This is a genomic window from Cypionkella aquatica, assembly GCF_030161095.1.
Lineage (GTDB): Bacteria > Pseudomonadota > Alphaproteobacteria > Rhodobacterales > Rhodobacteraceae > Cypionkella > Cypionkella aquatica.
Genome location: NZ_BSPP01000002.1, coordinates 103,653 through 117,638 on the forward strand (window position 1 = coordinate 103,653; position 13,986 = coordinate 117,638).

The following is a 13,986-nucleotide window of genomic DNA, read 5'->3' on the forward strand; positions in this document are numbered from 1 at the left end:
CTCCCGCCGGAGGCTCCGGTGGTTGGCCGAGGCAGCCTCCGGCGGGGATATTTAGACCAGTGTGAAAGCGTTAGAGCAGACCTGCGTGCTGCATCGCGGCTTTGATGCGGGCTTTGGTGGGATCGGTCAGGGTGACCAATGGCAGGCGGACTTCCTCGGCGCAAAGGCCCAGCAGGGACAGACCGTATTTCGCACCCACAAGGCCGGGTTCAAGGAAGATCGCCTCGTGCAGCGGCATCAGTTTGTCTTGATAGGTCAGGGCTTTGGCGTAGTCGCCAGCCAGTGTGGCCGCTTGAAATTCGGCGCAGAGGCGAGGGGCCACGTTGGCGGTGACAGAGATACAGCCGACCCCACCATGCGCGTTGAAGCCCAAGGCGGTGGCGTCTTCGCCCGACAGTTGGATGAAATCAGCGCCGCAGGTCGCGCGCTGCATCGACACACGCTCGATTTTGCCGGTGGCGTCTTTGACGCCGATGATGCGCGGCAGCTTTGCCAGAGTGCCCATGGTTTCGGGCGACATATCCACCACGGAACGACCCGGAATGTTATAGATCACGATGGGCAGCGCACAGCAGTCGTGCAGCGCGGTGAAATGCGCGACCAGCCCGGCTTGCGTCGGCCTGTTGTAATAGGGCGTGACCACAAGGGCCGCATCAGCGCCGACTTTCTCCGCAAAGCGGATCAGCGAGATGCCTTCAACCGTGTTGTTCGAGCCCGCTCCCGCGATCACCGGCACGCGGCCTGCGGCGGTTTCGACAACCACTTCGATGACTTTCTGATGCTCTTCATGGCTCAACGTCGGGCTTTCGCCGGTTGTGCCAACCGGGACAAGGCCCGTCGAGCCTTCGGCGATATGCCACTCAACAAGCTTCTTCAGCGTCACCAGATCGAGTTCACCGTCTTTAAACGGCGTAACCAGTGCGGGAATGGACCCTTTGATCATGGTGCGCGTCTCCTGATTGGGGCGAGTTGGAATCGCCAATGTGTAAGCGCTGCCTACCTAACCGGGGATCGGCGTTTTGCCAAGTATAGGCGGCGATTTGCCGGGTTCACGGGGTTTTGGGTTGTGGGAATCCGGGGGGTAGGGCAGAATTTGGTGATGAGCAGCATAATCAAGGTCGCAAAAGCGATCATATTCGGCATTTCTTTAGCGGTTTCTTCCACGGCGCGCGCTGATCAGGCGGCGGAGTTTTCCGCTGCTTTGCGGTTGGCGAATGCGGGGGACTGGCCTGCAGCCCTGACGGCGGCGCAGGGGGCGGGGGCAGCTGGGGGCGATGTGATCTTGTGGCAATGGCTGCGGGATGGGCAAGGAAAGCTGGGGGATTACGAGGGATTTGTCGCCCGCCGCCCGGATTGGCCGGGGCTGGCCTTGCTGCGTGAAAAGGGCGAGGCTGCGGTGGCACGCTCGACCGATCCGGCGCGGGTGGTGGCGTATTTTGGCAAGGACAGGCCCAAGACCGGGGCCGGGGCTGTGGCTTTGGTGCGGGCGCTGAACGCTTTGGGACGGTCTGGTGATGCCGAGGCAGTTGCATTTCGGGCGTGGACTTCGCTGAAGTTTGACGCGGCAGATGAGGCGGCGATGTTGGCCATGATGGCAGAACCGCTGTCGGTGGCGCATGAGGTGCGGCTGGATCGCATCCTGTGGGAGGGCGGGCGCAAGGCCGAGGCTTTGCGCATGTTGCCAAGAGTTTCAAAGGATTGGCAGGCTTTGGCGGCGGCACGGATGGCCTTGCGGGCGGATAGTCCGGCGGCGGTGGATCTGGTCGATGCGGTGCCAAAGGCGGTTCTGGGTGATCCGGGGTTGGCGTATGAGCGCTATACTTACCGCATGCGGGCGGATCGTTATGACGATGCGGCCACATTGATCCTTGAGCGCAGCAAGTCGGCTGCCAGTTTGGGCGATCCGCAGGCTTGGGCGAAGCGGCGGGCGGATTTGGTGCGGGTGTTGTTGCGGCAGGGCGAGCCTAAAACGGCCTTGCGGGTGGCGGCCAATCATCAGCTGAGCAGCGGCACGGAATATGTCGATCTGGAGTTTCTAGCCGGGTTCATTGCCCTGCGGAAACTGGGTGAGCCGGATGTGGCGATCAAGCATTTCAAGCACTTGAAGGAAGCGGTGGCGACGCCGATTTCCGTCGCGCGGGCGGAGTATTGGATGGGGCGGGCGCTGGCGGCCAAGGGTGACAAGGCCGGGGCAGAGGCGGCTTATGCAAGGGCTGCGCGCAATCAGACGGCGTATTATGGCATGTTGGCCAGCGAGAAAATCGGGCTGCCATTGGACCCCGCGCTGGTGAATGTGGGCGAGCCTACGCCGGAATGGCGGACTGCGGGCTTTGCCAATTCATCGGTGTTGGCGGCGGGAATGGCGCTGGTGAAAGCTGGGGATCGGACTTTGGCGAAGCGGTTTTTCTTGCAGGTGGCGGAGGGGCTGGACGCTAAGGGATTGGAACAGCTGGCAGATTTGGCTTTGCGCTTGAACGAGCCGCATATCGCTTTGCTGGTGGCAAAGCAGGCGGCTGAGCGGGGGGTGATTTTGCCGCGCGCCTATTATCCGGTGCCCGCGATGGTGCCCGATGGGTTGGCGGTCAGCCGGGCTTTGGCTTTGTCGATTTCGCGCCGTGAAAGCGAATTTGATCCGAGCGCGCAGAGCAAGGCGGGGGCGCGAGGCTTGATGCAGGTGATGCCAGCGACCGCCGATCATGTCGCAAAAGGCTTGGGTGAGACATCTTCGGCGCGGCGGTTGATCAACGATCCGCCGTTCAATGTGAAGATGGGTTCGATCTATCTTAGCCATATGATTGAGGAATTTGGCCCTGCGATTGCGCTGATCGCCTCGGGGTATAATGCGGGGCCGGGGCGGCCACGCAAGTGGATCACGCAGTTTGGCGATCCGCGCAAGGATAGCGTGGATGTGGTCGATTGGGTTGAGATGATCCCGTTTGGCGAAACCCGGACCTATGTGATGCGGGTGGCGGAAGGGGTGGTGATCTATCGCGCTAAGCTGAAGGGCGTGGCGGGGCCGGTGCGCATTTCTGCCGAGTTGACGGGGCGCTGAGCGGTAAGCGCTTGGGAACGCATTGTTAATTGGGCGGTTTCGCAAAGGTTAATCACCCAGAAAGCGGCCATATTTAATCTGGAAAGCGGCCTTAGAGCGGGCGCGTTTTCTGGATGGACGCTTGGATTAACCATGTTGGCGAATCGCGGGCATCAGGAGGGTTTCTGATTGCTTATCAGCCCCCTATTGGGGGAGCATTGCCCGGTGTTGTGAATGTAAATTTGGCCTGTGGGGTGTAGCCTTACCCTGTGGGGTTCAAATCGGCTGTGTTGCCCATGATGCCCCGGATCAAGTCCGGGGCGGCGTTGGATGGGGGGGAGTGCCGCAGTCGTTAGATCTGCAGTCGTTAGATCTGCGGCGGCTCCACCGCTTTGATCCGCTGCCGCCACAGCGTGAACAGGCCGGCGGCGACCACCACACAGGCACCGATGGCGACATTCGGGCGCAGGGTTTCGCCGAACAGGAACACGCCCAACAGGGCAATGAACATCAGTTGCAGATAGGCGAAGGGTTGCACGGCGGAAGCCTCGGCCACAGCATAGGCTTTGATCAGCAGCCAGTGGCCAATGATTGCGGTGCAGCAGAGCGCGCCCATCCACAACCAATCGCTGGGCAGCATGGCTTGCCAGTGCCACAGCCCCACCGGGGTCATTGCGATGGCGCCGATCACGCCTGTCCAGAAAAACGATACCGAAGCGGGGTCTTTGCGGGCGACGAACCGCGTCAGCAGGCCGTAGATTGCAAACATGAACGCGCTGACGAACGGGATCAGCGCCCAAGGTGAGAACACCGCAAACCCCGGTTCAAGAATGATCAGCACGCCTGCAAAGCCGATCGCGATGGCAGTCCAACGCCGCCAGCCGACTTTCTCGCCCAGAACCGGGCCGGAGAGGGCAGCGACCAGCAAGGGGTAGCAGGCAAAGACGGCATGGCTTTGGATCAGCCCCAGATTGACGAAGGCCAACACCATGGCACAGACTTCGGCGACCAAGATAACGCCTCGGGCGATTTGCTGGAGGGGAAAGCGGGTGCGGGTGGCGCTTCGGATGCCGCCGGGGCTGCGGGCGGCCAATGCGATCACAAAGGCCGCGAACACCCAGAACCGGATCATCACCACCATGTAGACGTTGTAAGCGCCGCCTAAATGCCGTGAGATGCCATCTTGCAAGGCGAAAACCACTGCGCTGGCCACCATCAGCCAGATGCCGAGTTTCAGATTCTGCTCGGTTTTCATAGGCTGGCCTTTGCGTTCGGACGGGTCTGCCACAGGGAATACAAGCCGGCGGCGATGATCAGGGCTGCTCCGATCACCACCGGCACAGCGAGGCTTTCATCGAAGAATGCCACACCGATGCCTGCGATAAAGACGAAATGCAGATAGGCAAAGGGCTGGACGGCAGAAGCCTCGGCCTTTTCGTAGGTTTTTTGCAACAGCCAGTTCGACAGGATCGAGATGCAGGCATAGGCGGCGAAGATCGGCCAATCCTGTGGTTGGATCGATTGCCATTGCGGCAGGCCAAGGGCTGTCATCATGATGGCGCCCAGAAAGGCGGGCCAGAAAAAGCTGGGGAAAAACGCCTCGTCCCGCGCGGTCAGGCGGGTGAGCACGCTGTAGGCGGCGAAGAACAGCGCGGTGATCAATGGCAGCAGGGCAGGCCAAGTGAACACGCCTTGACCGGGGCGCAGGATGATCAGCACACCGATCAGGCCGACGCCTACGGTGGCCCAGCGCTGCCATGTCAGCTTTTCGCCAAGGATCGGGCCAGAGAGGGCGACGACGATCAAGGGGCAGACCGCAAAGACCGCATGGGCGTTGATCAGGCCGATCAGGGTATAAGCGTAGACCATGACGCAGATTTCCACCACCAGCAGGGTGGCGCGCAGGGCTTGGGCGATGGGGCGGCGACTGCGCAGGGCGGCGCGCAGGCCCTCGGGGCGGCGCAAGGCGAGGGTGATCACGAAGGCGGCGAACACCCAATAGCGGATCATCACCACCATCAGCGTGTTGTAGTTGCCCGCGAGCAGGCGCGACAATGCGTCTTGCACCGCAAAGGCCGCGATGGCGGCGATCATCAGCAGGATGCCTGTGCGGTTGTTCATCGCAGCACGCCCGCCGACATGTGGCGCTTTTTGCCGTGGCCGGGGCGGCGGGTGACGTCAAAGCCCGCATCTTGCAGCGCGCGGCGGACGTGGCCCGCGGCGGTGTAGGTGGCGAACGTGCCGTTTGCGGCGGTGTGGCGGGCAACTTGGTGCAGAATTTCCGGCGACCAAAGTTCGGGGTTTTTCGCGGGCGAAAAGCCGTCGAGAAACCATGCGTCGGCTTTGTGGCGCCATTGGGCGAGGGTTTCTCGGGCGTCGCCGATGATGATTTCGGCACTGACTTGGCCGATCTGGAAGCGGGTTTGGCCATGCTCCCATGCGCTCAGGAAGGGGGTGGCGATGGTGCGGGCTTCGGGGAAGTGATCCAGCGCGCGGGCGATGTCGTCTGATGCGAGGGGGAAGGCCTCAAAGCTGGTGAAGCGGGTGGGGGTTTCGGCGATCAGGGCAAGGGCGAGCAGGTTGAGCCCGGTGCCGAAGCCAAGCTCGGCTATGTGAAAGCCGGGGGTCAGGCGGGCGGGCAGGTCGTTGCCTTGCAGAAAGACGTGGCGGGTCTCGGATAGGCCATCGTTTTTCGAGAAATACGGGTCATCAAAGCGAGTCGAGACCGGGATCACGCCGTCTTGCCATGTGAGGGCAGATTGTGAGGAGGGGATCATTGTCATATGCCTTGCGTCGGGCGGACCATGGGGAAGGCGGCACGGAATGGCAAGGGTTGATCTGACGGTGCGGGGGGCGGGGATCTTCGGGCTGTCGGTGGCGTGGGAGGCGGTGCGGAGGGGCGCGAAGGTGCGGGTGATCGAGGCCGTTGCGGTGGGGGCGGGGTCTTCGGGCGGGGTGGTCGGGGCGCTCAGCCCGCATGTGCCGGAGAATTGGAACGAGAAGAAGGCGTTTCAGCTGGAGAGTCTGTTGATGGCAGCTGGCTGGTGGGCGGCGGTTGAGGCGGCTTCGGGGCTGGTTTCGGGATATGGGCGGCTGGGGCGGTTGCAGCCATTGGCGGATCAGGCGGCGGTTGATCTGGCGCGGGCGCGGGGGGTGTCGGCGGAGGGGCTGTGGCGGGGGCAGGCAGCTTGGCGGGTGGTGGCTGCTACGGGGGCAGCGTGGGAGCCTGTTTCGCCGTCGGGCTGGCTGGTTGCGGATGATCTGAGCGCGCGGCTGCATCCTCGGCTGGCTTGCGCGGCGCTGGTTGCGGCGATCAGGGCGGCGGGGGGTGACGTTATTGTCGGCGCGGCCGAGGAGGTCGGGGCGGTGGTCTGGGCCACGGGGGCGGCGGGGCTTGCGGAACTGGGGGCGGATTTGGGGTGCGACATCGGCGGGGCCGAGAAGGGGCAGGCGATCTTGTTGCGCCATGCCGCGCCTGATCTGCCGCAGCTTTTGGTGGGGGGGCTGCATGTAGTGCCGCATGTCGATGGCACTGTCGCGGTTGGGTCCACGTCTGAGCGGGAGTTTCAGGATCTGAACGTCGATCATCGGGCTGATGATCTGCACGCGCGGGCGGTGGCGGCGCTGCCGGTGCTGGCGGGGGCAGAGGTGGTGGCGCGCTGGGCAGGGCTGCGGCCGAAGTCGAAATCTCGCGCGCCGGTGCTGGGGGCGTGGCCGGGGCGGGATGGGCATTTTGTCGCCAATGGCGGGTTCAAGATCGGGTTCGGGATGGCCCCTAAGGTGGCGGAAGTGATGGTCGATCTGGTGTTGGAAGGGCGGGATTCGGTCCCAGAAGGGTTTCGGATTTGAGCAGTGTCCACGCGTGGACAGATCGACAGTTTATGTAAGATCAATAGGTTAAGGGGCATCCGTTAACATATTGTTCAGATTTGGCGCGGGTTTGCGCGGTGTGCGGGGCTGCGGAACGGGTGCGCCTGTCTGAGGCCATGAGGCCCCGGATCGAGTCCGGGGCGGCTTGGGAGTGGGGGCTGGCGTTAGGTCTGAGTGGTCAGGCGGGGGATGAGCGGCGGGTGTTGCGTCTGTGGTGGCTGGGGAAGCCTCCGGCGGGAATATTTAGGCCAATGTGAAGGGCCAGAGAATAGGCTCTTGGTCATCTTTGGGCCTAAATTTCCTCGCTGGAGGCTTCCTGCAGGGCAGCCAAGGATCAGGCCAGCAATCGACCGCCTTCGGTTCCGCTGATCGTCGCGGTGATGATTTCACCCTCCGGCTGTGCGGCGATGAAGGCGACTTCGGTGAATTGTTCGGTGCGGCCCATGCGGGGAGATTCCAGCAGGATGCGGTGGGTTTGGCCGACTTGTGCGCTCAGGTGGTGGGCAAGGGCCTGATCGCCTGCGGCGCGCAGACGGGCGGCGCGGGCTTTGATCTCGGGGCCTTGCAGTTGCGGCATGCGGGCGGCGGGGGTGCCTTTGCGCGGGCTGAACGGGAAGACGTGCAGGAAAGTCAGATTGCAGTCTGTGACCAGTTTCAGCGAGTTGGCGAACATTTCTTCGGTTTCGGTCGGGAAACCTGCGATGATGTCGGCACCGAAGATCATGTCGGGGCGCAGTTTCAGGGCGTCTTCGCAAAAGCGGATGGCGTCGTCGCGCAGATGGCGGCGTTTCATGCGTTTCAGGATCATATCATCGCCTGCCTGCAAGGACAGGTGCAGGTGCGGCATCAGCCGGGGTTCGGTGGCGATGGCCGCCATCAGGGCGTCGTCAGCCTCGATGCTGTCGATGGAAGAAATCCGCAGGCGGGGCAGGTCTGGCACAAGGCGCAGGATGCGCATGACCAGATCGCCAAGGCGTGGGGTGGCGGGGAGGTCTGCGCCCCATGAGGTCAGGTCAACGCCGGTGAGGACGACTTCGTTGAAGCCCTTGTCGACAAGGCGTTTGATCTGTTCGACCACCACGCCTGCGGGGACAGAGCGGGAATTGCCGCGACCGTAGGGGATGATGCAGAAGGTGCAGCGGTGGTCGCAGCCGTTTTGCACCTGCACATAAGCGCGGTGGCGGCCAAAGCCGTCGATCAGATGGCCTGCGGTTTCCTTGACCGACATGATGTCATCGACCTGCACCTTTTCGGTGATGCCGATCAGATCGGGGGCTTTGAGGTTCGCCCAAGTGGCGGCCTGCATTTTCTCGGTATTGCCGATCACCTTGGTGACTTCGGCCATGGCGGCGAAGGTTTCAGGCTCGGTCTGGGCGGCGCAGCCGGTGACGATGATTTGCGCGCCGGGGTTTTCGCGGGCGAGTTTGCGGATTTCCTGTTTGGCTTTGCGCACGGCCTCGGACGTGACGGCGCAGGTGTTGACCACCACGGCCCCCGATATGCCTGCGGCGGCGGCGAGTTCCTTCATCGCCTCGGTCTCGTAGGCGTTCAGGCGGCAGCCGAGGGTGGCGAAGATCGGCGGGGTGGCGTTCATAGCGCGGCCAGAAATGCGGGCGTCAGGGTGCCGTCGAAGATATGCGCGGTGGGACCGGTGAGCCAGACGCCATCATCGCGCCAATCGACATGCAGGGTGCCGCCATCGGCCTCGACAGTGACGGCGCGTCCGGTCAGGCCGCGCAGATGGGCGGCGACCACGGTGGCACAGGTGCCGGAACCGCAGGCGAGGGTGATGCCCGCGCCGCGTTCCCACACCCGCATGCGCAGATGGTCGGGGGCGATCAGCTGCGCCCATTCAACATTGGTGCGTTGCGGGAACAGCGGGTGATGTTCGAGACCGGGGCCAAGGGCTGCGAGGTCGATGGAGTCAGCATCGGCGACGAAGAACACGCAATGCGGATTGCCGATGCCGACGGCGGTGGGATCACCGGCAAGCGGCAGATGCAGGGTGTCGGTGGCGTGGGACAGCGGGATTTCCGACCAATCCAGTTGCGGGTGGCCCATGTTGACGGAAACCCGGCCATCGGTTTGGCGGGCGGCGCGCAACAGGCCGCGCTTGGTGATCAGGGTCAGCGCGTCGCGGCCAAGGTCGTGCATCATATAGTTGGCGACGCAGCGGGTGGCGTTGCCGCAAGCCTCGGCCCGGCTGCCGTCAGAGTTCCAGAAATCCAACGCGAAATCGGCGGTTTGCGAATCGCGGATCTCGGCCAGTTGGTCAAAGCCGGTGCCGCGGTGGCGATCCCCCAAAGCCTGTGCCAGTTTGGCCGTCACCACCGCATCGCGGCCCCGCGAGTCGATGATCACGAAGTCATTTCCCGCGCCATGCATCTTCATAAAGGCAATGGCGCTTGGGGTTTTCGGGGAGTTTGCGACGTTTTCCATGCGCCGCATATACGCCGCGCTGCAGCTTTTTGCCAGAGGGTGACGTTTTGCCCCTTGACCCCCCGCGCCCCTCACCCTAATCAGCGCCTCAGTTGTGGGCCGGTAGCTCAGTTGGTAGAGCAGCTGACTTTTAATCAGCGGGTCATGGGTTCGAGTCCCGTCCGGCTCACCACCATCACTTAAGGGCCTGACCGGCAACGGTCGGGCCCTTTGTGTTTGGCGGGTGAAGGCTTGCCGAACGAGAAATCGCTTGAAGCATGGAGCGGGCTGTGGCGCTGATGGCGCAGGGTTCTGCTGCGGTGAGGGGGGGCGATATGTTGCCACTACAGGGCAAGGTTGCGTTGGTGACGGGGGCCTCTGCGCCGCGCGGCATTGGGCGGGCGATTGCCCTGAGGCTGGCTGCGGATGGCGCGGCGGTTGTGGTGACGGATGTTGCCGGCAGTCTGGTGATCGACGGCGCGGATGTGTTGCGCCTGACGCTGTTGGATGGGCTTGTTTCCGAGATTGCGGCAATGGGTGGGGTGGCCTTTGCACAGAAGCTGGATGTGACCAGTGCTGCTGATATTGCGGTTGGCGTTGAGACCACGCTGGCGCAGTTTCAGCGCTTGGATATTCTGGTGAACAATGCGGGCTCGCTGTCGGGTGTGGGTGAGTTTCTGGCGGCGACGCCCGCGCAGTGGCAGACAAGCTTTGAGGTCAATCTGTTGGGGCCGATGCTGCTGGCGCAGGCGGTTATCCCGCATATGCGCAAGGCAGGGGGTGGCCGGATTATCAACATTGGCTCGACGGGCAGTCTGGGGGCAGAGCCGGGGTTTGCGGCCTATACCACGATGAAGCACGGGCTTGTCGGGCTGTCCAAAACCATCGCTGCAGAGTTCGGGCCGGACGGCATTTTGTGCAACACGGTTTGCCCCGGCTATATTGCCACCGACATGCATCTGGCGACGAATGAGCGCTTGGCAAAAGAGCGCGGTTTTTCGGTGGCCGAGATCAAGCAGGACCGCTACGCGCAGGTGGCTTTGCGCAACGCAGGTTTGCCCGAGGATGTGGCCAATGCGGTGGCGTTTCTGGCTGGGCCGCAGGGGGCCTATGTGACGGGTATCAACCTTCCTGTCAGCGGCGGCGTGCCGTTCGGGATTTAAGCACGATCGGCGTGTGGGTGGGTTGCTTTGTTGCCTGCGAATCGGGCGGTTGGGGTGCTGATCTGCGGCGATTTGGGGCGGCGTCTTTGGCGTGTTCAGACTGGTCGCAAATGATCTATCGCGACTCGGTCGCCCGTGTTTTAATCGCTGTGTAAGGTGCCATCCGCAAGGGTGGAGAATTGGGAAGCCGGGGCATATCCGGCGCTGCCCCCGCAACGGTGATGAGACGTAACGTGTGACAGGAGGCCACTGAGGCGCAAGCTTTGGGAAGGTGTCGCGCGGGCCGAAGGGCCAGTCTTGCAGCCCGGAAACCAGCCTTACGACGGAAAGACCAGCCTAAGGCCGGGCGTGCGCGCCGGCTTGCCAATGCAACTGTCCCCGCGGGAGGCGTGGACCTACGAGGTGCCAGATGTTGAATCCCGCTGAAATCTACGCTGAACTGGGTGCGCGCCGGAAGGATTACGCGCTGAGCCATGCGCTTTACTGCGATGAGGGCGTGTACAACGCTGATCTTGAGCAGATATTTTACCGCGAATGGCTGTTTGCGGCCCCTGCGGCGGCATTGCCGAAAAACGGCTCGTTCATGACGTTGCAGATTGGCGCTTATCCGGTGGTGATCACGCGGGGCAATGACGGAATGATCCGGGCATTTCACAACGTCTGCCGCCATCGCGGTCAGCGGCTGTGCGCCAAGGAAACCGGATCTTCGCCGAAGCTGGTTTGCCCTTACCATCAGTGGACCTACGATCTGGACGGTAAGCTGCAATATGCCCGCGATATGCAGGAAGGCTTTGATCCCAGCCAGCACAGCCTGAAGAAACTGCATTGCGTAGATCTGGGCGGCATGGTGTTCATTTGCCTCGCGCAGGTGCCGCCGCCGATTGCGGAACTGGCCAAGACGGCAATGACCTATCTTGCGCCCTCGGGATTGAAGGAGGCCAAAGTGGCGTTTTCTTCGACCATCGTGGAAAATGGCAACTGGAAGCTGGTGATCGAAAACAACCGCGAGTGTTATCACTGCGGCGGCGCGCATCCGTCTTTGTGCCGGACGTTCTCGGACAACCCGAAAATCGGTGCGATGAACGGGCCAACTGAGGCCAGCGACGAGATTTTGGCGCATTGGACGCGGTGTGAGGCCGCAGGGCTGCCGTCGCGCTTTACCCATGATGCGGCGATGCAATGGCGGCTGGCGCGGGTGCCGTTGCTGAATAATGCCGAAAGCTACACGATGGATACCAAGGCGGCAGTGGCCAAGCGTATGGGCGCGATGCCGTTCAATGATGCGGGCAGCTTGCTGTTCTATCACTACCCGAACACCTGGAACCATTTCTTGGGCGATCACGCAATCACGTTCCGGGTGCTGCCGATCTCGGCCACGGAAACGCAGGTGACGACGACCTGGCTGGTGCATAAGGACGCGGTTGAGGGTGTGGACTATGAATTGCCGCGTTTGACTGACGTGTGGATGCACACCAATGACGAAGATCGTCAGGTGGTAGAGGAAAACCAGAAGGGCATCCTGTCACCAGCCTATGAGCCCGGCCCCTACTCGACGATTCAGGAAGAGGGCGTGATCCAGTTTGTGGATTGGTATTGCAAAACCATGACCGAGCGCATGGCCCCCAAACCCGCGATGGCGGCGGAGTAGATCATGGCGAAGAAAAGCCTGAACTGGGAAGTCGCACCTTGGAACGACAGCCAGATGCTGGAATGTGCGATGGTGGTGCCGGAAAATGACGACACCGCCAGCTTTACCTTCCGCGCGCCGAACGGGGCTTGGTTTGACTATCAGCCGGGGCAGTTCATCACGCTAGATTTGCCGGTGGACCCGAAAAAGGGTGCGAAGGGCAATGTGCAGCGCACCTATACGATTTCGTCGTCGCCCTCGCGGCCGCTGTCGATCTCGATCACGGTGAAGGCGCAAAGCACCAGCATTGGCACGCGCTGGATGTTGGACAATCTGAAACCGGGGATGCAGATCAAGGCGTTTGGTCCGGCGGGGATTTTCAGTTTCCATCGCCATCCGGCGCAGAAATATCTGATGATCTCGGCGGGGTCGGGCATTACGCCGATGATGTCGATGACGACATGGGCGTGGGATTCGGGGCAGATGCCGGACATCGTGTTCGTGCATGCCGCCAAGCGCCCGTCGGAAATCATCTTCCGCGAGCGGCTGGAGCAGTTTGCCAACCGGGTTCCGGGGTTGCAGTTGCGCTTTACGGTCGAAGAGTCGGACCCGTTCCGGGCTTGGCCGGGGTATAAGGGGCGCTTGAGCCAGATCATGCTGGGCCTGATGGCACCGGATTATCTGGAGCGCGAAGTGTTCTGCTGCGGACCCGAGCCGTTCATGCAGGCGGTGCGCGAGATGCTGCAAAGCCTTGGCTATGACATGTCGCGCTATCATCAGGAAAGCTTTGGGCTGGCGGTCTCGACCGAGGCTGATGCGCCGGTGATCGACGATGTGACGCCGGGCGAGGGTGTGAAGGCCGAGATTACCTTTGCCGACAGTGGCTTGGTGGTGGGCTGTGGTGAGACCGATACGGTTTTGGCGGTTGCCAAGCGGTCTGGGCTGAACATTCCATCGGGCTGCACCTTTGGTCTGTGCGGGACATGCAAGATCAAGAAACTCTCAGGCGAGGTGCATATGGTGCACAACGGCGGGATTTCGGATGATGATATTGCCGAGGGCTATATCCTTGCCTGCTGTTCCAACCCAATGGGCAAGATTTCGGTGGCGGTTTAGGTGGGCTCGGGTGGGTTTGACACCCACCCGGTACGCCTGCGCCTATTCCTTGGGACCTTTCGGCTTGCCGACCAGCAGGCCCAGTAGTGCGGCCCCCAGTGCCGGGCCAAGCAGCGTGAACAAGTTGGCATCGACATTGCTGGTCTTCAACTCGGTCAGCAGGGCTTGGGCTGCGGGGGATTGCAGCGGGCTGGCAGAGCGCAGCTTGACGCGGCCCAGCAGCAGGCAAACCACGGCCAGCACAAGGCCGCTGCCGCCAATCAGCAGAGCCGCGGGGATCGGCCCCAAGACATGCGCCAGCCAGATCCATAGCGCGGCGGCAAAGCCGATCAGCGCAATGATGGCAAAGATTGCGGCGGCTGCGAACAGGCCCGTCGCCTGCCCCAATCGCCGGGCCGCATGCGCCATGGCCAGACGCAGCGCCAGTATCATCACCGCCAACATCTAGCGACGCCCCCAGATCAGACCCAGCAGCAGCCCGGCACCCGCCGCCAAAGCAAGCGTCTGCAACGGGTTACGGCTGGTATGGCTGCGCAGGGCGGACAATTTGGCCTCGGCGCTTTCGCCCAGATCGGTCAGCCCGGTGACATCGGCAAGTTTGCCGCCCAAAGTCGCAGCCAAAGTGGTGCGCAGGGTTTCCGCGCCAGTCTGGCCAAGATCGCCCAAGGTGCTGACGATCTGCGCGATGTCGTCGCGCAGGGCGGCGATCTGGGACTCGAGCCGGGCAAGGTCTTGGTCTGTTGCGGTTTTGGGCATGGTAT

The 13,986-nt window shown here is 62.4% G+C and carries 13 protein-coding genes, 1 tRNA gene and 1 riboswitch; of the genes, 6 read left to right on the plus strand and 8 right to left on the minus strand.

Annotation, left to right across the window (positions count from 1 at the left end):
• Nucleotides 1-70 precede the first annotated feature (70 nt).
• Nucleotides 71-943 carry a 4-hydroxy-tetrahydrodipicolinate synthase gene (dapA, locus tag QQJ98_RS01210; RefSeq protein WP_284323492.1) on the minus strand — a complete coding sequence of 291 codons (873 nt, stop codon included), beginning with the start codon at nucleotides 941-943 and terminating at the stop codon, nucleotides 71-73.
• Between the two features lie 156 nt (nucleotides 944-1,099).
• Here dapA and QQJ98_RS01215 point away from each other — a divergent pair, with 156 nt between their 5' ends.
• Complete coding sequence (locus tag QQJ98_RS01215; RefSeq protein WP_284323493.1) at nucleotides 1,100-3,052, plus strand: lytic transglycosylase domain-containing protein; 1,953 nt, start codon at nucleotides 1,100-1,102, stop codon at nucleotides 3,050-3,052.
• Nucleotides 3,053-3,398: 346 nt separating this feature from the next.
• On the opposite strand, the gene QQJ98_RS01220 is transcribed toward QQJ98_RS01215, so the two are convergent.
• From QQJ98_RS01220 to mnmC2, 3 genes are read right to left on the minus strand one after another with little or no spacing between them, the layout of a single operon-like run.
• A complete protein-coding gene (locus tag QQJ98_RS01220) occupies nucleotides 3,399-4,286 on the minus strand; it encodes a DMT family transporter (RefSeq protein WP_284323494.1) in 888 nt (295 codons plus the stop codon).
• Nucleotides 4,283-5,152 (minus strand): DMT family transporter, encoded by an 870-nt coding sequence (locus tag QQJ98_RS01225; RefSeq protein ID WP_284323495.1) that lies wholly within the window; start codon nucleotides 5,150-5,152, stop codon nucleotides 4,283-4,285. The genes QQJ98_RS01220 and QQJ98_RS01225 overlap by 4 nt, the downstream gene beginning before the upstream one ends.
• Nucleotides 5,149-5,808, minus strand: coding sequence for a tRNA (5-methylaminomethyl-2-thiouridine)(34)-methyltransferase MnmC2 (mnmC2, locus tag QQJ98_RS01230; protein WP_284323496.1), 660 nt, complete (start codon nucleotides 5,806-5,808; stop codon nucleotides 5,149-5,151). Before mnmC2 ends, QQJ98_RS01225 begins: the two co-directional genes overlap by 4 nt.
• Before the next feature lie 46 nt (nucleotides 5,809-5,854).
• Between mnmC2 and QQJ98_RS01235 the strand changes: the two genes are divergently transcribed.
• The gene (locus tag QQJ98_RS01235; RefSeq protein WP_284323497.1) at nucleotides 5,855-6,880 is read left to right on the plus strand and encodes an NAD(P)/FAD-dependent oxidoreductase; all 1,026 of its coding nucleotides are present in this window, start codon (nucleotides 5,855-5,857) and stop codon (nucleotides 6,878-6,880) included.
• A 355-nt stretch (nucleotides 6,881-7,235) separates the two neighbouring features.
• Here QQJ98_RS01235 and mtaB read toward each other — a convergent pair whose 3' ends face one another.
• Together mtaB and dapF are read right to left on the minus strand one after the other, a co-directional pair.
• Nucleotides 7,236-8,495 carry a tRNA (N(6)-L-threonylcarbamoyladenosine(37)-C(2))-methylthiotransferase MtaB gene (mtaB, locus tag QQJ98_RS01240; RefSeq protein WP_284323498.1) on the minus strand — a complete coding sequence of 420 codons (1,260 nt, stop codon included), beginning with the start codon at nucleotides 8,493-8,495 and terminating at the stop codon, nucleotides 7,236-7,238.
• Complete coding sequence (gene dapF, locus QQJ98_RS01245; RefSeq protein ID WP_284323499.1) at nucleotides 8,492-9,340, minus strand: diaminopimelate epimerase; 849 nt, start codon at nucleotides 9,338-9,340, stop codon at nucleotides 8,492-8,494. The genes mtaB and dapF overlap by 4 nt, the downstream gene beginning before the upstream one ends.
• Nucleotides 9,341-9,436: 96 nt before the next feature.
• Between dapF and QQJ98_RS01250 the strand changes: the two genes are divergently transcribed.
• The 4 genes from QQJ98_RS01250 to QQJ98_RS01265 all read left to right on the plus strand — a co-directional run bounded on the left by QQJ98_RS01250 (nucleotide 9,437) and on the right by QQJ98_RS01265 (nucleotide 13,225).
• A tRNA-Lys gene (locus QQJ98_RS01250) sits at nucleotides 9,437-9,512 on the plus strand.
• Nucleotides 9,513-9,654: 142 nt separating this feature from the next.
• The gene (locus QQJ98_RS01255) at nucleotides 9,655-10,482 is read left to right on the plus strand and encodes an SDR family NAD(P)-dependent oxidoreductase (RefSeq protein WP_284323500.1); all 828 of its coding nucleotides are present in this window, start codon (nucleotides 9,655-9,657) and stop codon (nucleotides 10,480-10,482) included.
• Nucleotides 10,483-10,619: 137 nt separating this feature from the next.
• Nucleotides 10,620-10,816, plus strand: a riboswitch (cobalamin riboswitch).
• A 75-nt stretch (nucleotides 10,817-10,891) separates the two neighbouring features.
• Nucleotides 10,892-12,130 carry an aromatic ring-hydroxylating oxygenase subunit alpha gene (locus QQJ98_RS01260; protein ID WP_284323501.1) on the plus strand — a complete coding sequence of 413 codons (1,239 nt, stop codon included), beginning with the start codon at nucleotides 10,892-10,894 and terminating at the stop codon, nucleotides 12,128-12,130.
• 3 nt (nucleotides 12,131-12,133) lie between these two features.
• On the plus strand, nucleotides 12,134-13,225 hold the full coding sequence (locus QQJ98_RS01265; protein ID WP_284323502.1) for an FAD-binding oxidoreductase: 1,092 nt from the start codon (nucleotides 12,134-12,136) through the stop codon (nucleotides 13,223-13,225).
• A 42-nt stretch (nucleotides 13,226-13,267) separates the two neighbouring features.
• Here QQJ98_RS01265 and QQJ98_RS01270 read toward each other — a convergent pair whose 3' ends face one another.
• Nucleotides 13,268-13,669 (minus strand): phage holin family protein, encoded by a 402-nt coding sequence (locus QQJ98_RS01270; protein WP_284323503.1) that lies wholly within the window; start codon nucleotides 13,667-13,669, stop codon nucleotides 13,268-13,270.
• Nucleotides 13,670-13,981: a hypothetical protein gene (locus tag QQJ98_RS01275; RefSeq protein WP_284323504.1), complete on the minus strand. Its 312-nt coding sequence runs from the start codon at nucleotides 13,979-13,981 to the stop codon at nucleotides 13,670-13,672.
• Between the last annotated feature and the right edge of the window lie 5 nt (nucleotides 13,982-13,986).